The 22,396-nt window shown below is 35.8% G+C and carries 15 protein-coding genes; 7 read left to right on the forward strand and 8 right to left on the reverse strand.

Annotated features, from left to right (window positions below):
* Positions 1 to 196: 196 nt before the first annotated feature.
* Together AC07XN_RS03225 and AC07XN_RS03230 are read right to left on the reverse strand one after the other, a co-directional pair.
* Positions 197 to 925 carry an SIMPL domain-containing protein gene (locus tag AC07XN_RS03225; RefSeq protein ID WP_309924559.1) on the reverse strand — a complete coding sequence of 243 codons (729 nt, stop codon included), beginning with the start codon at positions 923 to 925 and terminating at the stop codon, positions 197 to 199.
* A 156-nt stretch (positions 926 to 1,081) separates the two neighbouring features.
* A complete protein-coding gene (locus AC07XN_RS03230) occupies positions 1,082 to 2,428 on the reverse strand; it encodes a glycoside hydrolase family 88/105 protein (protein WP_494742011.1) in 1,347 nt (448 codons plus the stop codon).
* A gap of 142 nt (positions 2,429 to 2,570) precedes the next feature.
* Between AC07XN_RS03230 and AC07XN_RS03235 the strand changes: the two genes are divergently transcribed.
* Positions 2,571 to 4,787, forward strand: coding sequence for an alpha-galactosidase (locus tag AC07XN_RS03235; RefSeq protein ID WP_494742012.1), 2,217 nt, complete (start codon positions 2,571 to 2,573; stop codon positions 4,785 to 4,787).
* 105 nt (positions 4,788 to 4,892) lie between these two features.
* On the opposite strand, the gene AC07XN_RS03240 is transcribed toward AC07XN_RS03235, so the two are convergent.
* The 3 genes from AC07XN_RS03240 to AC07XN_RS03250 all read right to left on the reverse strand — a co-directional run bounded on the left by AC07XN_RS03240 (position 4,893) and on the right by AC07XN_RS03250 (position 8,102).
* Positions 4,893 to 6,773 (reverse strand): ABC-F family ATP-binding cassette domain-containing protein, encoded by a 1,881-nt coding sequence (locus AC07XN_RS03240; RefSeq protein WP_494742013.1) that lies wholly within the window; start codon positions 6,771 to 6,773, stop codon positions 4,893 to 4,895.
* Positions 6,774 to 6,841: 68 nt separating this feature from the next.
* The gene (locus AC07XN_RS03245) at positions 6,842 to 7,327 is read right to left on the reverse strand and encodes a type II toxin-antitoxin system VapC family toxin (protein WP_494742014.1); all 486 of its coding nucleotides are present in this window, start codon (positions 7,325 to 7,327) and stop codon (positions 6,842 to 6,844) included.
* A complete protein-coding gene (locus AC07XN_RS03250) occupies positions 7,317 to 8,102 on the reverse strand; it encodes a hypothetical protein (RefSeq protein WP_309924695.1) in 786 nt (261 codons plus the stop codon). The genes AC07XN_RS03245 and AC07XN_RS03250 overlap by 11 nt, the downstream gene beginning before the upstream one ends.
* 220 nt (positions 8,103 to 8,322) lie before the next feature.
* On the opposite strand from AC07XN_RS03250, the gene sppA reads away from it, so the two are divergent.
* The gene (sppA, locus tag AC07XN_RS03255; protein ID WP_494742015.1) at positions 8,323 to 10,098 is read left to right on the forward strand and encodes a signal peptide peptidase SppA; all 1,776 of its coding nucleotides are present in this window, start codon (positions 8,323 to 8,325) and stop codon (positions 10,096 to 10,098) included.
* 161 nt (positions 10,099 to 10,259) lie between these two features.
* Complete coding sequence (locus AC07XN_RS03260) at positions 10,260 to 10,748, forward strand: SixA phosphatase family protein (RefSeq protein ID WP_494742016.1); 489 nt, start codon at positions 10,260 to 10,262, stop codon at positions 10,746 to 10,748.
* On the opposite strand, the gene AC07XN_RS03265 is transcribed toward AC07XN_RS03260, so the two are convergent.
* A complete protein-coding gene (locus tag AC07XN_RS03265; RefSeq protein ID WP_494742017.1) occupies positions 10,745 to 11,509 on the reverse strand; it encodes an outer membrane beta-barrel protein in 765 nt (254 codons plus the stop codon). The two genes, AC07XN_RS03260 and AC07XN_RS03265, sit on opposite strands and share 4 nt — an antisense overlap.
* Positions 11,510 to 11,583: 74 nt before the next feature.
* Between AC07XN_RS03265 and gldB the strand changes: the two genes are divergently transcribed.
* From gldB to AC07XN_RS03285, 4 genes are all read left to right on the forward strand, one after another.
* Positions 11,584 to 12,618 carry a gliding motility lipoprotein GldB gene (gene gldB, locus AC07XN_RS03270; protein WP_494742018.1) on the forward strand — a complete coding sequence of 345 codons (1,035 nt, stop codon included), beginning with the start codon at positions 11,584 to 11,586 and terminating at the stop codon, positions 12,616 to 12,618.
* A 231-nt stretch (positions 12,619 to 12,849) separates the two neighbouring features.
* On the forward strand, positions 12,850 to 14,778 hold the full coding sequence (locus AC07XN_RS03275; protein WP_494742019.1) for an ABC transporter ATP-binding protein: 1,929 nt from the start codon (positions 12,850 to 12,852) through the stop codon (positions 14,776 to 14,778).
* Positions 14,775 to 15,200: a Fur family transcriptional regulator gene (locus AC07XN_RS03280; RefSeq protein ID WP_309924688.1), complete on the forward strand. Its 426-nt coding sequence runs from the start codon at positions 14,775 to 14,777 to the stop codon at positions 15,198 to 15,200. Before AC07XN_RS03275 ends, AC07XN_RS03280 begins: the two co-directional genes overlap by 4 nt.
* A 377-nt stretch (positions 15,201 to 15,577) precedes the next feature.
* Positions 15,578 to 18,778: a S41 family peptidase gene (locus AC07XN_RS03285; protein WP_494742020.1), complete on the forward strand. Its 3,201-nt coding sequence runs from the start codon at positions 15,578 to 15,580 to the stop codon at positions 18,776 to 18,778.
* Positions 18,779 to 18,836: 58 nt separating this feature from the next.
* Here AC07XN_RS03285 and AC07XN_RS03290 read toward each other — a convergent pair whose 3' ends face one another.
* Complete coding sequence (locus tag AC07XN_RS03290) at positions 18,837 to 19,427, reverse strand: Uma2 family endonuclease (protein WP_494742021.1); 591 nt, start codon at positions 19,425 to 19,427, stop codon at positions 18,837 to 18,839.
* Positions 19,428 to 19,450: 23 nt separating this feature from the next.
* On the reverse strand, positions 19,451 to 22,387 hold the full coding sequence (locus AC07XN_RS03295) for a DEAD/DEAH box helicase (RefSeq protein WP_494742022.1): 2,937 nt from the start codon (positions 22,385 to 22,387) through the stop codon (positions 19,451 to 19,453).
* Positions 22,388 to 22,396: the final 9 nt, after the last annotated feature.

Below are 22,396 nucleotides of genomic sequence, written 5' to 3' on the forward strand. Positions count from 1 at the left end.
TTTGCTGAAGAAGTTAGTTTATAAACAAAAATAGCACGACTCGTGAGAATCGTGCTATTAAAATGTTTTTTTTTAGATGTTAGATACAAGATTCTAGACTTTAGAAACAAGACTTTAGATGTCTCTTTTATTTACCTAAACACAATTATCTTAAAATCTTGTGTCTAACGTCTAACATCTTGCGTCTTGAGAAAGTCTACTTAATTCTAAAAACAGTCTTCATCTCATATCTCACTTTAATCTTCTGTACATCAATAGTACTTTCAGGCATGGCGTCTGCTGACTCTACTCTTGCTGATTTCATCCTCATGTTTGAATACATCGGTTCAGGGGCATATCCATTATCTATTTCATAGATTTCTAATGCTTCGCCCAATTGCTCGCCAATTCCTTCAAGTAAATACTTTGCTTTATCTTTTGCCGCTTGCAAGGCTTTTATTTTAATCTCTTTTCTTAATTGCTCTATTTTAGAATATTCAAAGCGTTCGATATTAGTAGAGGCAACGCCCTTATCATCTACCTTAGCAATGATTCCGTCGATTTTATAAAGATTAGAAACCTTAATGACATAGTTTTTACTTTCTAAAAATATCGTTGGTTTTTTCTTACCAAACCATTCACGATAGCCATTGATATTTCCTACAGTAAAGTTTTCTTTCGCAATACCAGCCTCTTCAACACCCTTTTGGAGTTGTTTCTCTAAAGTCATAATATCCACTTTATTTTTGTTGTCTTTGTCCTTAAAGTACTCTCTGAGCGTTACAGATACATATATTTCATCTGGCAATACTTCTTGTTCTGCACTTCCTGTTACTTCAATTTTTTTAGGTTGAGGTTTCTCTACGATTACTTGTTGTGCAGTGCTTGCAAAAGCTCCTAGTCCGAAAGGAACAACGAGCATTAATAGTTTAGCTAATTTTTTCATCTGATTGTTTAATTTGATTTGACAGGGAAACGAGCCTTTTGTGTGAAAAGTATTTTATTAACAAAAGATTAACATTGCACATAAAGATAAAAATAAAGAGCCACAAGATTGAGATTAATACTCAATTTGTGGCTCTTGGATAAAAATAGACTGTTATTATTTGTTGTACTGCAAAGCACTATCGTTAATAGTATATTTTCCAGATTTCATCAACTTTAGCATTTCTGCACCCGCCAATAACACAGGACCATAACCATGTGCTGCCAAAACATTCACTGGACGGTAATAATAAAAGGCTGGGTCAAAACCCATTCCTGTACCTACACAAACCCCTTCTACTTGCCCCTCTGCATTTACTTTGGTAGCTACAGCATTCCATGCTAATAAGGTCGCTGGGCCATACGCTTTAGCATCCAACCACCCTTTGTTAATGGCTCTAGCAAACGAATATGCATAAATAGCCGTTGCCGATGTTTCAAGGTATGAATCTGGGCGATCCAATAATTGGTGCCAGAAACCACTACCTGTTTGGTATGAAGCCAAGCCTTTTGCATGGGCTTTTAACAATGTCAATACTTCTGCACGTCCTGCATGATTCTCTGGTAAAACATCTAATAATTCAACCATCGTCAAAACAGCCCAACCGTTGGCGCGTCCCCAGTGGAATTCAGGATGCGTTTCCATATCAGCTACCCAACCGTGCATAAATACGTTTTTCTGGTGATTAAACATTCTTTTCGAAAACTGAGAAACTTGTTTAACAGCATCATCAAAATAACGATTATCGCCTGTTAGTTTACCCATTTGTGCTAATGCAGGCACTCCCATGAATAAATCATCTAACCAAAGCGTATTGGCTTGTGGACGGTTACGTGCTAACGTACCATCAGCAAAGCGAAATTCTTTAGTGCTGATATAATTTATGTAGTTATCAATCAAAGGACGTAAATCTGTTTTGATGACCTTCCCTGTGGTTGCCTTAATCATAGCAGAACACACCGCACCACAGTCGTCTAAGGCATGTGGCATCAATACCTGACGAAGCCCTTTACTACTTGGATTTTGCTTTAATACTTCTTTGAAATAAGGAGCTTTCTCTGCTAGAAAAGTCATTCTTTTACGGGTATATTCATTAAAGCGGTCATCACCAGTAGCCTCGCTAGCTGCCAACATTCCTGAGTAAGTAACGCCCCATTCGTAGCTAGTTAAGCTAAAAGTTCCTCTTTCTACAACGGCACTAGTATCTATTTTAGAAAAATCTGTAATCTCCTTTTTAGTCGTATTGCTAATTACTTTGGTAGGTGTTACGGCATCCAAATATTTATGTACTCTATTGAGCAACTGGGTAACCTCCTCTACTTTAGGTGTAGTATAAGCCACAGGGTAATCTGGCTGAGCCGTATGAAGCATTTCTGAATGAAGAAACTTTTGCTGTGCCAAAGAAGGTAAAGCTGTACCTAAACATAACAGAAAGATAAAAGAGCTTTGTTTAATTTTTTTCATGCTTAAATGTATTATGGTTGTTGAGAGCATAAAGGCAATACTCTCAGAAATCTAATGAAGTTTAAGTATATTTCATGATAGGATTGGTTATTCAAGTATATAAAATGATTTAATTTGGCATAAATAATTAAAAAACAATAATATGTTTAATCACTCTCAGAAAACGTTTTATATCATTTTAGGTCTTTTTCTCATCAGCTTTGGTCTTTCAGCCCAAAAGCCCGTTGTTACTATTCCTATTCAAACGGCTCAGAACGCCTTGGTTTTTCAAACAGATCAAGAAAATCGTCTCGGAACAGTATTCTTCGGCAAGAAACTCGCTCAAGCCTCAGAATATCCTGTTGTTTCTAAGGAATATAAAATCAGCGATGAAAATTCGGGGATTTTCAACTCCGTTTACACGCCTAGTGGTACTTGGAATTTAGTAGAACCTGCTATTCAAGTAAAACATGCTGACGGCAACACTTCATTAGAGCTAAAATACGTAAGCCATGAAGTAACAAAAATTGACGAGAATGTTTCTCAGACAATGATTATCCTAAAAGATCCTGTTTATGCGGTAGAAGTTAGGCTTTTTTACAAGACCTATTTCAAAGAGAATGTCATCGAGCAATGGTCTGTTATCAAGCATCAAGAAGCTAAAAATATTACTTTACAAAAGTATGCTTCTGCCAATTTGTATTTCATGGCAGATGATTATTACCTCAATCACTATCATGGAGGTTGGGCAAAGGAAATGAAGCCAGAAGAAACAAAGCTAACGGCTGGTATCAAAACGTTGGATTCTAAGTTAGGTACAAGAGCTAATTTATTTCAGCCTCCTACGTTTATGTTGTCGTTTGATAAACCTGCTACAGAAGACTACGGAAAAGTATTGTTAGGCACATTGGCTTGGTCTGGTAATTTCAAGATTGATTTTGAACTGGATACTTATCATAATCTTCGTTTATTGGCTGGTATCAATTCTTTTGCCTCTGAGTACTCTCTGGCTAGTAACCAAGATTTCAAAACACCATCTTTTATTTTTACATTCTCTGATAACGGAAAAGGTGAAGCCAGTAGGAATATGCACAACTGGGCTAGAAAATACAGGATTTTGGATGGTGAAGGTTCAAGACTAACATTGCTGAATAACTGGGAAGCTACTTATTTTGATTTTGATGAGCCTAAACTTACAACACTATTCAAAGATGGCAAAAAGTTGGGCGTCGATATGTTTTTGTTGGATGATGGTTGGTTTGCTAACAAATACCCACGAAATGGCGATAATGCAGGTTTGGGCGATTGGCAAGAAAACCGCAAAAAGCTACCGAATGGCATTGGCTATTTAGTAAAGGAAGCCACAAAGGCAGGCATTAAATTCGGGATTTGGGTTGAGCCTGAAATGGTAAATCCGAAATCTGAATTATATGAAAAACACCGTGATTGGGTCATTCGTGAACCTGAGCGTCCAGAGCAATATTTTAGAAATCAATTGCCTTTAGACTTGTCGAATCCAGAAGTACAAGATTTTGTATATGGTGTGATTGATAACTTGTTTACTAAAAATCCAGAGATTGCTTTTATTAAGTGGGATTGTAACGCGGTAACGTATAATGCTCATTCAGAATATTTACAGAAAAAGGGGTTACCTCAAACCCATTTGTATGTAGAATATGTCCGAGGGTTGTATAAAGTATTAGAAAAAATCAGGGCTAAATATCCTAAAGTACCTATGATGTTATGCTCTGGCGGAGGTGGTAGAGTAGACTACGAAGCCTTAAAATACTTTACGGAATTTTGGGTAAGTGATAATACCGACCCACTTGAAAGAGTATTTTTACAATGGGAATATTCTTATTTTTATCCCGCTATCGCACAGTGTAACCATATTACAGATTGGAGTAAAGTAGGTATTAAATACCGTACTGACGTAGCGATGATGGGTAAAATGGGTTATGATATTGTCGTAAGTGAGTTATCTGAAAAAGATTTACAGTTTAGTCAACAAGCCTTGGCAAATTATAAGAATGTTAGTGATGTTATCTGGCATGGTGATTTGTATCGTTTGAAAAACCCTTGGGAGAATCCTTATGCTTCGTTGATGTTTAGTAATGCACAACATGACCATGCGGTAGTATTTTCATACTTAACTACCAACAGATACGACCAAGTATTCAGTATTACGCCTGTGAAATTAAAAGGATTAGACCCTAAGAAAAGATACAAGGTTCAGGAAATTAATATTTATCCTGATACGAAGTCTAGCTTAGCAAAAGAGCTTGTTTACTCTGGCGATTATTTAATGAATGTAGGTATCAATCCAGATATTACACGCAGAAGAACAAGTGTAGTGATTGAATTGACAGCAGTAAAATAAGGGATTTTAGTAATAATGCTATATCAAAAAAATGGGGGTACAACGTTAAAAGTTGTACCCCCATTTTATCCGAAAGCTTACCTCCGAAATCCGACAGCCCCTACCTTATTCCGAAAGCTCTAACCATCTTAATTCTTTCTCATCCAAATCATTATTGATTTCTTCTATTTCTTTTGCCCAAGCAGTTAAGTCTTCATAACTACCGCCATTGTTTAATCGTGTCGTTAATTCTGCTTTCTTTTTTTCTGCTTTTTCGATGGCTTTGCCTAAATCTTCGTATTCTTTTTGTTCTTTGAAAGAAAGTTTCCTTTTCGTCGTTGAAACCTGAACAGAAGGTTCTAGCTTATGATTATTCGTTGAAACTGGCTCGCTTTTTACTTTTGGTTTTTCGCCTAAAGTAATTTCGTTTTCTTCCAACCATTCTCTATAGTCAGTGTAGTTTCCAGGGAAATCTCTGATTTGTCCATCGCCTTCAAATACAAAAAGGTGTTCAACTAATTTATCCATAAAGTAACGGTCGTGAGAAACCAATAATAGACACCCTCCAAAGGCAATCAAGAAATCTTCCAAGATATTCAACGTCTGAATATCAAGGTCGTTAGTAGGCTCATCAAGAATCAAGAAGTTGGGGTTCTTGATAAGTACTTTCATCAATTGCAAACGTCTTTTTTCTCCCCCAGACAGTTTATCAACCGCTGCATATTGAACCTTTGGTTCAAATTTGAAGTGCGTTAAAAACTGGCTTGCAGAAATGGTTTCGCCCGTTCCTACCGTCACTACCTCCGCAATATCTTTGATAACGTCAATTACTTTATCGCCCGGTTTAAAATCTAAATCGCCTTGGGTATAATAACCATATACTACGGTTTCACCCGTAGTAATGCTACCAGAGTCTGGCTTTAGGTTTTGCGTAATCATATTCAAGAAAGTAGATTTCCCGATGCCATTTTTACCAATAATACCAATGCGGTCTTTACGTTGGAAAATGTAAGAGAAGTTTTCTACAATCTTTTGGTTGCCAAATCCTTTATTCAATCCCTCAATTTCAAGAATTTTACTGCCTTGACGAGACATTTTTACATTCAAAGTAACTTTTGAGTCATCTTTAGACTGCGAAGCTTTTTCTTTCAACTCATGGAAAGCATCAATTCTATACTGCGCTTTTGTACCACGAGCCTTCGGTTGGCGACGCATCCATTCCAATTCTGTCCTTAACGTGTTTTTTGCTTTATCAATACTTGCAGCTTCCGAGGCTTCACGTTCAGCTTTTTTCTCTAAGAAATAACTATAATTTCCACGGTAAGGATAAATCGTTCCGTTATCCAATTCAGCAATGTTATTACACACTCTGTCTAAGAAATAACGGTCGTGAGTTACCAATAACAAGGTGATATTCTGAGCAGAAAGCGTTTGTTCCAACCATTCTATAGTTTCTAAATCCAAGTGGTTGGTAGGCTCATCGAAAATCATCAAATCGGGCTCTTCTATCAATACTTTCGCCATGGCAACACGCTTGCGTTGCCCGCCCGAAAGTTGAGATATTTTACGCTCGAAATCATGGATACCTAGTTTACCTAAAATTTGCTTTACCCTACTTTCATAATCCCAAGCATCGTGCTTATCCATCATTTCTAAAGCATCCGACAAAAGGTCTGAATCTTCTGGATTTTCCATCGCCTTTTCATACATTTTCAAGGCTTGATTGGCTGGAGAATCGCCAGTAAAAAGCGTATCCATTACACTTAATTGCTCATTAAAATCTGGATTCTGGAAAAGATATCCTACTGAAATACCTTTACGGATACTTACAGTTCCTTCATCAGAAGGAATCAATCCTGCCAGAATGTTCATTAAAGTAGTTTTACCTGCTCCATTTTGTCCGACTAAAGCTACTTTATCTCCTTTCGAGATACCAAAATTTATGTTACGAAATAACCACTTTTCGCTGTAGTTTTTCGAGATATTTTCTGCTGATAAATAATTCATACTACAAAGGTAGGAACTAAAGCTGTAAAAGGATAGAGAGTTGAGGGAATTAGGTAGAAAGGAATTAATTACTTAAGGTCTAGCAGTCCAAAAACTTCACTATGAGAATGGTTAATATCTATAATGTGAAAATTCAATTTGGTTTCGTTTTTAAGGATATTATAGATTGCCAACGAACGAGCATCAGAAGTCACAAAATAATTGATTGACGTTTCAGTATCTGACTGAGCAAAAAGTTTGGAATCATTTGGTATAACAGTTCGAGGTTTTAATTCTTCTCTTGTTTTACCCTTTTCGGTAAAAACTATCTTAGCAAACTCTCCTGTTCTTTTAGCATGATTCAAATTAAATGGTAATATCTGAATATTCTTTAAAGGCAACTCATTAATTGAACCCAAAACACAATACTCTGCTATAGAAATAGTAGATATTTTTAAGATAACTCCTTGTTCAAGAAAATATTTAAAATACCCTCTTGCATTAGTATGTAATGGGTCTTCATCATTTAATAATCTAATGAAGAAACTGGTGTCTAACAAAACACTATAATTCATACGTCCCTCTTAAATTAAATAACCATTCATTTGCATCAATTCCATTCCAATTCTTTTTTGCTTTACCAATTAAAGCATTGAGGTATGAATCATCATATTTAGGATTAAAGTCTATTAACTCCAAGAGCGTTAAAGTACTTTTATCAATTTCGCCTGTATCTATATTTTGTTTTCCGTATACCCTGACACCATATTTTTTATATAGCATATTTTCTTCTTGACCCTCCAAAAATGTCTTTGATGTATCTATTGTTAAAGAGCCAAAATCTGGAGTATCGATATGAATATTAGCTTTACTTTTCCCGCCAGCATTGGTAAGAGTGCCATAAAAATATAGCTCTGCATCTACCCAGATATTTTTTGTTCTAACAAAACTCGTTTGTGGGGTAATTCTTAACTCTACTTCATTTTCTTTTTTTAATGAAGTTCTAAACTCAAATTCATAGTTCTTTTGTATTGATAATGCTTGAATATTCTCAATAGCTTGAGCTGTTTTCAATTCTAAAAAGTCTATTGAATTAACATTGTTGATTTGAGTTAAAACAGCACTTAAACTGATGATAGCTTGGAGACCAGTTCTAAAGACATTCCTTACCGAACCTTCTTCAAGATTATAACTAATTAGAGGTCTGTCTTTTTTATTAATCGGATAGAGTAAATCTTCAACATTTTGCAGAAGCAAAGAAATCTCCTTTATATCATAACTTTCTGGTGAAAGCTTGATATTACCATAGTTACCAATAACTCTTATCTCTATATCTCCGAATTTTTCCATTTGTTACAAATATACAAATTTACGAAATGACAAATACTTTTGTCAATAACAATCCTTTCTGGATTTCTGTTTTCTTTAATACACCCTCCTATCAAGCCAATTCTCCATTGAACACATAAACTTTTTTTTGGAAACAAGTCAATTTATTTTTGGGTTTACGACTTAGCATAAAAGTTCTTAATCTTGTAGGTTGTAAGTATTAAAACCAAAACGAAAACTCATGTTACAATTTCTTAAATATGTTTTAGCTACCATAGTCGGATTAATAGTTTTCTCTATTGTTAGCCTTTTTATAATTATTGGTATTGCTGCCGCAGTTGGCTCTTCTAAAGCCGAAACTACGCTTAAGGATAATTCTGTTTTAAAATTAGACCTCAATCATAGCATTGTTGAAAATGTTAGCGACGATGAAAATCCTTTCAAGGATTTAGGTGGAGCATTCATGGACAATAATGAAAGCATTGGTATGGTTCAAATCAGAGAGGCTTTGAAACGTGCAGCCGTTGATAGTCATATCAAAGGGATTTATTTACAAGCACATTACCCTCAGGCAGGCTATGCTCAATTAGAAGAAATCCGCAATGCGCTGTTAGATTTCAAAAAATCTGGAAAGTTTATCTATAGCTACGGCGAATCATTTACTGAAAAAGGATATTATGTTACCTCGGTATCTGATAAAATTTATTTGAACCCTGCGGGCGGAATGGATTTTAACGGTATCAGTGCTGAAGTAAGTTTTTATAAAGGTGCTTTAGATAAACTAGATATCAAGCCCGTAGTTTTCAGAGTAGGCGAATATAAATCAGCGGTTGAACCATATCTACGCGAAAACATGAGTGATGCCAATAAGCAACAATACTCATTACTACTAAACAGTATCAACAATCATATCTTTGAGCAAATTGCAAAATCAAGAAACATCGACGTTGCAACGTTGAAAAAGGTTGCTGATGAATTAATTGCCTACAAACCTAAAGGAGCTTTAGCATCAAAATTGGTGACAGATGTGGGATATTACGATGAATTTGAGGCTGATTTCAAGAAGAAGTTAAAGAAAGAAACAGAAGATAAAATTGACTTTGTAGGTCTTTCAAAATTCTTAAAAGCAGAATCTGCTATTCCTTTTAACGAGTCTCAAAACAAAATTGCCGTAATTGTAGGTGAAGGAGCAATTATCGGAGCAAAAGCAGATAAAGGAAATATTGGCTCTGACGACTGGGTAGCTGAACTTCGTAAAGCACGCGAAGATAAAAAAGTAAAAGCCATTGTATTAAGAATTGATAGCCCAGGGGGTTCATCATTAGCTTCTGATGTTATGTGGCGTGAAGTAGAATTAACCAGAAAAGTAAAACCTGTGATTGCTTCAATGGCAGACTACGCAGCGTCTGGAGGATACTACATGGCAATGGCGGCTGATACTATCGTTGCTGAGCCAACGACTATTACAGGTTCTATCGGGATTTTTGCTCAGTTTTTCAACTTTGAAAACTTCTTGAAGAATAAATTAGGTATTACCAACGACCGTGTAAATACGAATGCTCATTCTGATTTCCCAACAGTTACGCGTGAAATGACTGATTTTGAAAAAGATTGGTTTCAGAGAAGTGTAGATGCAGGCTACGAAACCTTTACTTCTAAAGCGGCAAAAGGTAGAAAAATGACGATTGAGAAATTGAAATCATTAGCAGGTGGACACGTTTGGTCGGGAATAGAAGCAAAAGCGAATGGTTTGGTAGATGTATTAGGAGGCTTGGACGATGCGATTAAGATTGCAGCGAAAAAAGCAAAACTAAAAGATGGTGATTATAAAGCGAAGTTTTATCCACAACCAAAATCTTTCTTTGAAGAGGTTTTCGAGAAAAAAGAGGAAGAAGCACAAGCTAAAATAATGAAAGCACAATTTGGTGAATTAGCACCTTACGTAAAACAAATTCAAGACTTGAAAGCCCGTGAAGGTATCATGGCTTTAATGCCAGAAGTGATTGAATTCAAATAGATGTTGAAATATACAAAGGGCTTCTTAGGTTTTAAACCGAGAAGCCCTTTTTTATGTTTTTGGTTTTAGGTAAATTACAATCGTTAAAAGCTATTGTTAAAAACTGATAGCCGACAGCTGACATCCGATTTCCAAATTTATATTTCTCATTGACTATTCTTATGAAAAAATGGATACCCTTTTTAGCAATTGTTATCTTCTTGTCTGCTTGTACAAGCAAAGTCTCTACAGTTTTTGTGGTACGCCATGCAGAGAAAGATTTAGTCTATAAAGGTGATGACCATTTTCGTCCTTTAAGTACTTCGGGGCATCAACGTGCTGGTAAACTTGCCAAGCGTTTAGCGAATGAAAAAATCACTAAAATTTATGCTACTGAATACCTAAGAGTACAACAGACTGGCGACTCTCTACGAATCAATAATCAAATAGATACCACTATTTATAGCGCTAGAAATGCCCATTTTTTGGATAAAGTTGAGCCTCGTAAGAATATTCTAATTATTGGACATTCGAATACTGTTCCTGAAATTGTTAGGCTTTTGGGTGCAAACTTTGACCTAAAAATAATTCCAGAGAGCGAATATGACAATTTGTATGTCGTAAAAATAAAAAACAAAAAACTCGTTGAATTCAAGGCCGAGAAGTATTAAAACTTCAAGCCTAAGTCTAGAGAAATTAGCCCATTTTTAGTAATTAAATTGCTATACCCCTTGGTGTGATTAATTTCGGTTAAGCCTCTTTGGTATTGAATGCCAAATATAAAAGAGTCGTCTCCACCATTTATCCGCTTTTCAATCCCAAATCCTAATAACAGATTGATATCTCCCAAACTAAAAACATCTGGCTGATTTGATACACGCTGGCTATATTGATAAAGTGGATTGGAGGTTCTATCAATGGGTTTTTCGGCAATTTTTAAATCGAACGTACCTCCAAATTGTAAATAAACAGGTGTATCTGAAAAAACTCCATCACTAAAAATCTTGAGTGTAACGGGTACTTGTAAATATTGCAGGTTATAAGCCGCTTTATTTCCTATATGCTCATCAGCAGTGAGGGGATACGTACCAAACAAATCATTATCATAAAAATTGCTTCCAACAGCATAACTAACTCCTTTGACACTATACCACAGTCCCGTACTAAAAGCATATTTTTCGGCAAAATAGCAATCTATCACAGGCCCTAAGCTCATTTTCAGGTTGATTCCCGAAGCATCAAAACTACGGAACTCCTTTGAAGCATCTACTTCGTTGAGTGTAATAGTGGGTGAAAATTTAAACCCTATTTTTAATTTATATAGTCCGTTACGATACCCTCCGCCATATCCAGAACCGTATCCGTAATTTTGAGCGTAACCTCTGGTTATCATCAACAGAATAAAAAGGACTAAAAATGCGTTTTTCTTCATAATTTTGTACTGTTAAATATGGTTTTGAAACTTAGACGAATACTACTGCTTAAAACTATTAATCTAAAAAACTTATGCTTCAAAAGTATAAATATTACATTATCCTCCTCTTTTCAAGCTTAGTTTTTGCTTGTACTTCCGAACAAGATAGTTCTTCTGAACCCGACGTTAGTTCGATAAAAGTAAATGTAGCTATTCAACGACTTGACAAAGATTTACTTGCGTGTAAAGACAAAAATCAGTTAATAAATTTCTTCAATGCACATAAAAGCTTTGTGAGTACTTACTTTCAAGTTTTACCACAAGACTTTGATAAACTAGCTGAAAGATTACTCCCAGTAATCACCAATCAGGCTTTTCAAGACTTTTATAAACAATCTCAAGAACCAGCTTTTTTTGGAAATACCGAGCTTGAAGATGATTTTAAAGAAGCTTTTCAGCACCTGAAATATTATTATCCTGACTTCAAAGAGCCTAAAATTATTACAATTTTTACAGGTTTTTTTGCGCAGGATATCCTAAGTAGTCCAGAATTAATAATTTCGGACTCTTTAATTATTATCGGACTAGATTATTTCATGGGGAAAAAAGGGAAATTCTTACCAGACATTTATGACTATCAATTAAGGAAAGCTTCTCCTCATGCTATTGTGCCACAAGCTGTGCTTTTACTTTCTGCCAAATACAATGCAACCAAACCTTCTGAAAAATCGTTATTAGCAGATATGGTTTGGTATGGAAAAAGTTATGTTTTTGGTCATACGATGATGCCATCAAAGGCTGACAGCCTGTTTATTGGTTATTCAGATGCACAACTGACGGACTGTTATACGTTCCAAAAAGATATTTGGGCTCATTTTATTGATAATAAATTATTGTACACCAATGAAGACCCTATCAAAGCAAAGTATATCATGGATAGACCTACAACGCCTGAGATTGGAGCATCTTGTCCAGGAGGAATCGGTCGTTGGCTAGGTTGGCGAATTGTAGGAAAATATTTTGACGAAAATGATAAACTGACGATTCAACAATTGATGAAGGAAACAAATGCCCAGAAGATTTTTGAAGAGTCTCATTATAAAGGATTACCAGACGAGGAAGAGTAATTTTGGCTTAGGCTTTGAACAGCAAACTCTCCAATTTTTCTATTAGGGGGCGACTTAAGTCGCCCCCTAATAGAAAGTGAATATTGTACGTGTGTGATAAATATACCTAAAGTTTTTGCACACTTATTAAATTTAGGGTTACATACTCGAGCTTTATGCTTGATATTTAAACAATCACTTAATCACTAATTCATAACTAAATTAATAGCTTTTTAGTAATTAAACCAAAAAATGGCAAAGCGAAGTAGCAATTTTGGAGCAGAGGTTTCTCCAGAAGACAAGAAAAAAGTAAGTAAAGAAGGCTTTCAGAAGGCCTTCAAGATTTTTAGATTTACCCTTCCCTATAAAGGCACATTTTTAATAGGTTTCATCTTTCTGATTCTCTCACAGATTACTACGATGAGTATCCCTTTATTGATGGGTCAGATGGTGGGATCAATCGTTTCGCCACAACAAATGCCAGACTCAGGTTCGGGAATAAGTAGTGGTATGATGACGGATAAACTACAACGCGTTTTTCATGAAGCTCCAAGATTTACGTTAAATGAAGTAACCCTTATCTTTGTTGGATTACTTATTCTACAAGCCATCTTCTCATTTTTTAGGGTATATACGTTCACAAGGGTTTCTGAACAATCAATGCGTGATTTACGCAATGCCCTTTATTCCAAAATCATTACGTTACCAGTTCCTTTTTTTGAAAAAAATCGTGTGGGTGAATTAATGAGTAGAATTACAACAGACATTGGTCAGCTACAAGATATCCTATCTATTACACTGGCAGAACTTTTTCGTCAAGTATTTACTTTAGTCGGTGGTATTGTATTAATCTCTTATTTATCGAGCAAACTAACGCTTTTTATGTTGCTTACTTTCCCATTCTTGGTCATTGCTGCCATTGTTTTTGGGAGATTTATTCGTAAAAATTCTAAAAAAGTACAAGACGAACTAGCCGCTACTAACATCATTGTTGAAGAAACGTTACAGTCTATCAATGTTGTAAAAGCTTTCACCAATGAAAGTCTAGAGGCGTATCGATATGGGCTATCTGTTCAAAAAGTAGTAGATTATGCCTTAAAGGCTGCCACTTTCAGAGGAGGCTTTATTTCGTTTATCATTTTCGTACTGTTTGGTGGCGTAGTGGGCGTAGTATGGTATGGTGGTAATTTGGTATTGCAAGGCGAATTATCCTTCAAAGACCTTTTCACATTTATCATTTACACAGGTTTTATCGGAGGTTCTGTAGGTGGTTTGGGCGATATGTATGCCCAGATTCAGAAAACAGTAGGTGCTTCTGAACGTATTTTAGAAATTTTGGATGAAGAATCGGAAGTAAAAATTGTTGATATTACAGCATCAAAGACAGCCGTTATAGCATCACCTGCGAAGGTAAATGGAGAGATTGCTATCCCTAAAATTCAATACAAGAATGTTGCTTTTAATTATCCTTCTCGCCCAGATATGGAAGTGTTGAAGAATATTTCATTATCTGTAAAATCTGGTGAAAAAATAGCTTTAGTTGGTCATTCGGGGGCTGGAAAATCAACCATTGTGCAATTATTAATGCGTTATTATCATCTTGCTAAAGGAGAAGTTTTAGTAGATGGTAAAAACATCAACACTTTTGATATTACAGAATTAAGAAAAAATATAGCCATTGTACCGCAAGAAGTAATGCTTTTTGGTGGCACAATTTATGAAAACATTGCCTATGGTAATCCAGAAGCAACAGAGGATTTGGTCATTGAAGCTGCCAGAAAAGCAAATGCTTTAGATTTTATCAATTCATTTCCTGAAGGTTTTAAAACGATTGTGGGTGAACGTGGCGTAAAACTTTCGGGTGGGCAACGTCAACGTATTGCCATTGCTCGTGCGATTTTAAAAGACCCTGCCATTTTGGTGTTAGACGAAGCAACAAGTGCACTAGATTCGGAATCTGAAAGATTGGTACAAGATGCCTTAGACCGCTTGATGCAAAACCGTACTACAATAATTATTGCCCATCGCTTGGCAACTATTCGTAATGTAGATACAATCTATGTATTGAAAGATGGCAAAGTAGCCGAAAAAGGAACACATGACGAATTGGTATTGATTGATGAAGGAATTTATGCTAACTTAGTAAAGTTGCAGTTTGAAAATGCAATGATAATAGAATGAAACCAGCAATAAAAGACACATTAAAATCATATAACCTTCGCCAAACAGACTGTCGTGAAGGTATTTTAGATGTTTTTATGAGCAAAGAACATGCTTTGGCTCATGCAGATGTGGAATCGCAATTAACTGAACAGTTTGATAGAGTAACGGTATATAGAACATTAAAAACTTTTGTAGATAAGGGATTAATTCATAAAGTGCTGGACGATGAGGGTAGTATTAAATATGCGCTTTGTAAAGATAATTGCCATTCAGAAGACCATACACATCACCACGACCATGTGCATTTTAAATGTACTACTTGTGGTTTAACAACTTGTTTAGATCATGTGGTGATTCCTAATTTTATTCTGCCCGAAGGATATAAACGTGTTGAGACTAATTTGTTAGTACAAGGGGTTTGTAAGGCTTGTAATCGATAGCTTTTTGGGCGGACTTGAAGATGTTTAGACTTAAGGACTAGAGGACTCTGGATATTAGACTAAAAGATGCTAGATGTTAGACTAGAAGATGTTAGATGTTAAACTAGAGCAGTCGCACTAAAAATATGTTTTTTCTATTAGGCTATTCAGCAATGGATAGCCTATTTTTATGATATATTATAAACGAATAACAGCGTTCATTCAGCATTGATTAATCTTTTAATCCTAAAGTCTTCTAATCTTAAAGTCCATAACCGGTCTCCCAGCAAACATCGCATAAAAAGGGCTGTTGGGCGAATATTCTTTTGATAATTTATTAATTTGGCAAATTATTACTTATTTGTGGCTTAAATCTTCATCAAATCATTAACAAATTCATGAAAAAACATTTCTTATTACTTTTTTCATTGCTTTCCGCAGGAAGTACTATAGCTCAAAGCCCGCTGTTACTTCGCCAACCAAGTATTAATAACGACGGTTCGGTAGTATCATTTTCATATCAAGGAGACATCTGGACTGTACCAAGCTCAGGTGGGAATGCGACAAGGCTTACCATTCATGAAGCCTACGAGAGTAATCCTATTTTTAGTCCAGATGGCAAGCAAATAGCCTTCTCAGGTACTCGCTTTGGCAATAACGATATTTTTGTAATACCTGCAACAGGTGGCTTGCCTAAACGGTTGACTTATCACTCAAGTCAAGATGTAGTAGCTAGCTGGACACAGAGCGATAAAATATTATTCTCTACAAGCCGTGAATTTAAACAAATTGAACGCCCACAAGAAGTTTATACGATTAGTCCCAAAGGGGGAACAGAGTCTCGTTTATTAGAAGCCGTTGGTTTCGACCCTGTGCTGTCACCTGATGGAAAATTGGTAGCCTTTGTCCGTGGAGACATTAACCCTGTAGCTCGTCAGGCTTATAATGGTAGCTCGAACAGAGATATTTGGATGTACAATACCAAAAACAAGAGCTTTAATAAAATAACCCTTTTTGATACCAACGACATCATTCCTCAATGGGGCAAGAATGGCTTACTTTACTTTTTGAGTAGCGTTGACGGAGCGTATAACTTATACCAAATCAAAATTTCGGACGAAGGCAAAGCCGTAGGAACTCCTAAAAAATTGACACAATTCAAAGATGAATCTATTCGTCATTTTAGTATTTCAAATGATGGTAATACTATCGTATTTGAAAAAGAAATGGCACTTTTCACCTATAAAATTGCGAATGGAGCTATTGATAAAATCAACGTAATCATCAATGCAGATGAGCGTTTTGATGCATCAGAACAAAAAACATTGGCTACTGGTCTAGATAATTACAAAGTTTCTCCGAACGGTAAATTACTTGCTTATAGCATTCGTGGAGAAATTTTCATCAAGGAAGCTGATAAGGAAAAAACAAAAAGCATTAATGTTTCTAAACATGCTTTCCGTGACGTTTCACCAGCTTGGTTGAATGACTCAACTTTGTTGTTTACTAGCGACCGTAGCAATGGCAATTTTGACTTATACCTAGTAAATTCTGCTGATGGTGCTGAGCATAATATCTTCAAATCGTTAAAACATCAAATCGTACAACTTACTAAAACGCCAGACGACGAGACTTCTCCTACAGTTTCACCAGATAACAAAAAGATTGCTTACGTAAGAGGCAGAGGCAACTTTATTGTTGCTGATATTAGTGCTGATGGAAAACTAACGAACGAAAAAATCTTATCAGAAGGTTGGAATAATCCTTCAGACATCGCTTGGAGTCCTGATAGCAAATACATCGCTTATAGTCAATCTGATTTATATTATAACCAAGAAGTGTATATCAGAACTGCTGATAACTCGAGCAAACCTGTCAATGTTAGTATGCACCCACGTGGTGATAGCAATCCATTCTGGAGTGCTGATGGTTCTAAATTAGGTTTTGTTTCAGAAAGAAGTGCTGGTCGTAGTGCTGACGTTTGGTTCGTATGGTTGAAAAAAGAAGATTGGGAAAAAGAAACACAAGACTGGCAAGAAAAAGAAGCACCTGCTCCTGATGCTAAACCAGAGAAAAAAAGTGTAAAACCAATCGTTATCGATTTTGATAATATCCACGAAAGAGTAGTACAAGTAACCAATTTCCCTGGAGATGAAAACGATTTTGTGATTTCAAAAGATGGTGAAACATTCTTTTATACTACATCAACTAGCTCGGCAAAAGGCAGAGATTTATACAGTGTCAAATGGGATGGGAAAGAATTAAAAGAAATTACCAAAGGTGGCAGTAATCCTAATAACCTAACATTAGATAAGGAAGGTAAATATATCTACTATACAAAAATGGGTGGTAGTTTATCTCGCGTTGATGTAAAAACGGGTGTGTCTGAACCTATGCCATTTGTTGCCAAAATGAAAATAGACTATTTAGCAGAACGCACACAGGTATTTGAAGAAGCTTGGAGAACCATTCGCGATGGTTTTTATGACCCTAAATTCCACGGAAACAACTGGGTACAATTGCATGATAAATACAAAGAGCGTTGTATCAATGCTAGTACCTCTAATGACTTTAGAGATATGTTTAATTTACTATTGGGTGAATTAAATTCTAGCCACATGGGCTTAACCGCACCAGACCGTGCTGAAACGCAGAGAGAATTGACAGGATTGTTAGGAACGGAACTTATTCCAACGCCAACGGGTATGAAAGTAAACCATGTTGTACCAGAAACACCTGTAACAAAAATTAAGAGTGTTATCAACGAAGGCGAAACCATTACTGCTATCAACGGACAACAAGTAAGTGAAAACGAAAACTTTTATAGTTTGTTAAATGGATTAGCGAACGAAAAAGTAATCGTCAGTGTAGTTGATGCCTCAGGTAAAAGTAGGGAAGTAGTAGTACGTCTTACACAAAGCATTAGTGATAATTTATACAATGAATGGGTTGAAGGCAGAAAGAAATTAGTAGAAAAATTCTCGAATGGTCGTCTGGGTTATATTCACATTAAAAGCATGGATTTCCCTAGTTTTGAAGTCGTAGAAAGAGAATTCACTGCTGCTGGTTATGGTAAAGAAGGTATTTTGATTGATGTTCGTTATAATGGCGGAGGGTCGACAACGGATTATTTAATGACTATTTTAAATTATAAACAACATGCTTATACTATTCCAAGAGGAGCAAGTGCTGATTTAGAGAAAGACAAGAAAAAATTTAGAGACTACTACCCAATAGGCGAACGTTTGGTATATGCAGCTTGGACAAAGCCATCAATTGCACTTTGTAATGAAGGAAGTTATTCTAATGCTGAGATTTTCTCACACGCATACAAATCTTTGGGTATAGGTAAATTAGTAGGCTTACCAACAAATGGTTCGGTAATTTCAACAGGAGGAAAATCATTAATGGATGGTTCATTTGTTAGATTGCCGGGAAGAGGTTGGTACACTAAAACAACTGATAAAAACCAAGAGTTAGGTGCTGCCATTCCTGATGTTATCGTTGAAAACACACCAGACTGGATTGCCAAAGGAACTGACGAACAATTGAAAGTAGCAGTGGAAACACTATTGAAGGATATTGATGCTAAAAAATAAAATTGTTTAGTAAAAATGAAAAGCCGTAATCAACAATTTGCTGGTTACGGCTTTTTTATTAATCAAAAATATCATTCAAGTCTATTGTTAAATCTTCCAAAATATTAACCTTTAACTTTTCTCCTTTTTCGTAATGCTTCAATAAATGATATTCAGAAATAGTTTCGTCGAGCAGATAAACACTTATGACTTGCTCATCAGGGAAAACAACCCAATATTCTTTTACGCCAGACTCTTCATATAAATGAAACTTGTCATCTAAATCTCTTTTAGCTGTCGAGCTTGAAATAATTTCAATAATTAAATCTGGCGAACCGATACAACCCCTTCTATCTATTTTTGATGGGTCGCAAATGATACATAAATCAGGTTGAACAACTGTCGTAATTTGTTCATCTGAAAGAAGATTATTGGTAGTAAGACGTACATCAAATGGAGCAGGAAAGACCTGACAAGTCTTCTTTTTGAGATAATATCCTAGCTCAACATCCAACCGATGAACCAATACTTGGTGCTGACTTAGAGGAGCTAGTGACATTTTGAATATCTTTCCTTTAATCAACTCTATATAATCATCTAACTGCCATTTAACATAGTCTGCATAAGTATAATGCCCATTTAAATCAATATCATTTAATGACGTTATCATTTTATATTAAAAGTTCTACTTATCTACTCCAATAAAGCCAATACATCATCCTTCGTCAAGGATTTCACAAAACTCTCTTCCGTTGTAATCAATTCGTTCGCTAGGCGTTGTTTGCTTTGCTGTAATGCTAATATCTTTTCTTCAACAGTATTTTTAGTAATAAATTTATACGTAAAAACAGTATTTATTTGCCCTATTCTATGCGCCCTATCTATTGCTTGAGCCTCAATAGCAGGATTCCACCAAGGGTCTAAAATAAATACATAGTCAGCCGCTGTGAGGTTTAATCCCAGTCCTCCTGCTTTCAAAGAAATTAAAAAAATCTGTATGTCTTCGTTATTCTGAAACTTCTCTACTTGCGCTTGTCGGTCGTGGGTACTTCCATCTAAATACGCATACGTTCTTGATTCTTGGTCAAGGCGTTCTTTGAACAGATCGAGATGCTTTACAAATTGACTAAATATCAATACTTTATGCCCTTCTTCTAGAATTGTATCTAGCTTTTCCATCACATCTTCCAACTTACCAGAATCTCCTTGATAATCAGGTTCGGTCATTCGTGGATGATTCGCCAATTGACGTAATTTTGTCAAGCCTTGCAACACAACCATTTGTGACATCGCCATCCCTTCTTCTTCGATATGTTCTAAAATTAAGTTCCTAAAGTACGATTTTGCTTCTTCATATTCCTTTTGTTGTTGCTCTGTCATCTGGGCATAATGAATACTTTCAATTTTTGGTGGTAGTTCGGTGGCTACTTGCGACTTATGTCGTCTCAGCATAAAAGGCTTGATGATAGAATAAAGCCTTTGCATTTTCACATCGTCCCCTTTTTTTTCAATCGGCACTTGAAACTCATTCCTGAAAAAATGCTGTGAGCCTAATAACCCCGGATTAATAAAAGTCATCTGTGACCATAAATCCATTGTACTATTTTCTAAAGGCGTTCCTGTTAATACTAATCGATTCCGAGAATTCAATTGCATTACGGCTTTAGTGATATAAGAAGATGGATTTTTAATGGCCTGTGATTCATCCAAAATCACATAATTAAAACGATAGTTCTTCAGTAAATCAATATCAATTCTGATGATGCCATAAGTGGTAAGGACTACATCATAATTATCAAAAACTTCAATATTTTTATCACGATAAGTGCCTGTATAAGTCAGTATCCTAAGTTCTGGCGTAAATTTTCGTGCTTCCATCTCCCAGTTATAAATCAAGGAAGTAGGTAAAATCAACAAACTTGGCTGATTATTCTTTTGTTCTTTTTGTGATTGTAACAACGTAAGGGTTTGAACGGTTTTACCCAAGCCCATATCATCCGCCAAACATCCGCCAAAATGATAATCATTCAGAAATCGCATCCAATCGTATCCTGCTTTTTGATAGGGACGCAAACTGCCAGTAAAGCCTTTGGGTAACTGATAGGTTTGCATTTCTTCAAAATCCCTCAGTTTCTCCAACTTTCTACTCAACACTGCCGATGCCAATGACTCACTTTGTAAATCTTGCACCAATGAAAGATGGTGTTTATTCAAGATAAAGCCATCTCGTTCTGAATGATGTTCAATAAAAGCAAAAAGCTCAGAATATTGAGTAAACCAAGTTTCTGGAATCACAGCGATTTCACCATTGGGTAACGTAAATTCTCTCTTTTTCTGTAAAATCAAATTTCTGAGTTTCAGAAAAGGAATTTCAAAATCACCAAAATGTACAATCGCATGAATATCGAACCAATCATTCCCTTCGGTAATATTTACTTCAATATTTGAATAACCTAAGAAATATTTTTTAGCATCCTCTTCTACACTTTGTTCTATGGTGAAACCTGTTGCTGTTAGTTCAGCATAATTTTTCTGAATGAGTGCCAATGCATCACTTTTAGGGAGAATCATTCGCCCATTTTTCAGTTCTAAGCCCAACGCTTCAAGCTTTGCTAAAGTAGCTTTCTCAAACGTCAAATTTCTTTCTACTTTATGAAAGACATAATCGTCTCCATTTTTTTCCATACTCACATTTACTTCGGTAGAAAAACTATCGAATCTAAAAGTGAATTTCCCGTATTGAAAAGACAGGCTAATGGCTAACGTAACATCTTCTTCTTTCTGAACATCCACATCATTCGCTTCAACCAATACTGTTTGATGACTCTTTTGTTCGGCTAGGTTTAAAATAGGAATAACGGCATATTTTTCGTTCAAAATTTTAAAACCCTTCGGTCGCACATCAAACATACTGATGATAGATGTAACGAATTTGCGGTAATAATCTTCCTCAATGGTCTTTGGTATTACAATAAATTTTTTCTTTAAAAAAGGCCTTAGCTTTTTACCATCCACTTCTTTGGCAAAATGATAAAGCTTATTTTCAAGAATCATCCATGCGGGTTCGTCACAAACGATGTAGGCATTCTTATATTGAAAATCTATTTTTTCCCCTTCATATTTAATCGTAGGATAGTAATGAGTATTTTCTTCATTGCGCATAAAATGAAAAAATACCGTTGCTTTTTCGGGCAATACTTCTACTTTTTGCCAGATGGGGTTGCCGTCTCCTCCCATGATAAACAATTGCTTGCCTAGCAACAAAGGCAACATTTCTGCTTTTATTTTTTCTACATACGAGGCTATAATTTCTTGTAAAGCCTTCTCTCCTTTTTGCTGATCATATACCTTCAAGAAAAAATCAACGACTGTTCTTTTTTTTGAGCCAACGAATTTTTTATAAATATTTTCTGATTGAAGGTAATCAATGAGCTTTACTAACTGCAAATCGTTTTCGTCTAAGCCGTGTGCAAACTCGTTGATGTTTTTTATCGAAACATTTTGGTTGAGCAAAGTCAATTCTTGTTTGTCATCTAACTGAACGACAAAGGCCTCAAAGAGATAGCCGAGGTACTCGTGGTTGAGTATCGAATAAATAATCTGAAATGGCTGAGAAGTAGAAACTTTCATGATAGATTA

The organism is Arcicella sp. GW458-12-2-14-TSB2 (assembly GCF_059423785.1).

Bases quoted from the DNA above. Each gene is read 5' to 3' on its own strand.
- sppA (WP_494742015.1), top strand. From the start codon at position 8,323: ATGTTACAATTTCTTAAATATGTTTTAGCTACCATAGTCGGATTAATA.
- AC07XN_RS03250 (WP_309924695.1), bottom strand. From the start codon at position 8,102: ATGGAAAAATTCGGAGATATAGAGATAAGAGTTATTGGTAACTATGGT.
- AC07XN_RS03275 (WP_494742019.1), top strand. From the start codon at position 12,850: ATGGCAAAGCGAAGTAGCAATTTTGGAGCAGAGGTTTCTCCAGAAGAC.
- AC07XN_RS03265 (WP_494742017.1), bottom strand. From the start codon at position 11,509: ATGAAGAAAAACGCATTTTTAGTCCTTTTTATTCTGTTGATGATAACC.
- AC07XN_RS03230 (WP_494742011.1), bottom strand. From the start codon at position 2,428: ATGAAAAAAATTAAACAAAGCTCTTTTATCTTTCTGTTATGTTTAGGT.
- AC07XN_RS03240 (WP_494742013.1), bottom strand. From the start codon at position 6,773: ATGAATTATTTATCAGCAGAAAATATCTCGAAAAACTACAGCGAAAAG.
- gldB (WP_494742018.1), top strand. From the start codon at position 11,584: ATGCTTCAAAAGTATAAATATTACATTATCCTCCTCTTTTCAAGCTTA.
- AC07XN_RS03225 (WP_309924559.1), bottom strand. From the start codon at position 925: ATGAAAAAATTAGCTAAACTATTAATGCTCGTTGTTCCTTTCGGACTA.
- AC07XN_RS03285 (WP_494742020.1), top strand. From the start codon at position 15,578: ATGAAAAAACATTTCTTATTACTTTTTTCATTGCTTTCCGCAGGAAGT.
- AC07XN_RS03235 (WP_494742012.1), top strand. From the start codon at position 2,571: ATGTTTAATCACTCTCAGAAAACGTTTTATATCATTTTAGGTCTTTTT.
- AC07XN_RS03295 (WP_494742022.1), bottom strand. From the start codon at position 22,387: ATGAAAGTTTCTACTTCTCAGCCATTTCAGATTATTTATTCGATACTC.
- AC07XN_RS03260 (WP_494742016.1), top strand. From the start codon at position 10,260: ATGAAAAAATGGATACCCTTTTTAGCAATTGTTATCTTCTTGTCTGCT.
- AC07XN_RS03290 (WP_494742021.1), bottom strand. From the start codon at position 19,427: ATGATAACGTCATTAAATGATATTGATTTAAATGGGCATTATACTTAT.
- AC07XN_RS03280 (WP_309924688.1), top strand. From the start codon at position 14,775: ATGAAACCAGCAATAAAAGACACATTAAAATCATATAACCTTCGCCAA.
- AC07XN_RS03245 (WP_494742014.1), bottom strand. From the start codon at position 7,327: ATGAATTATAGTGTTTTGTTAGACACCAGTTTCTTCATTAGATTATTA.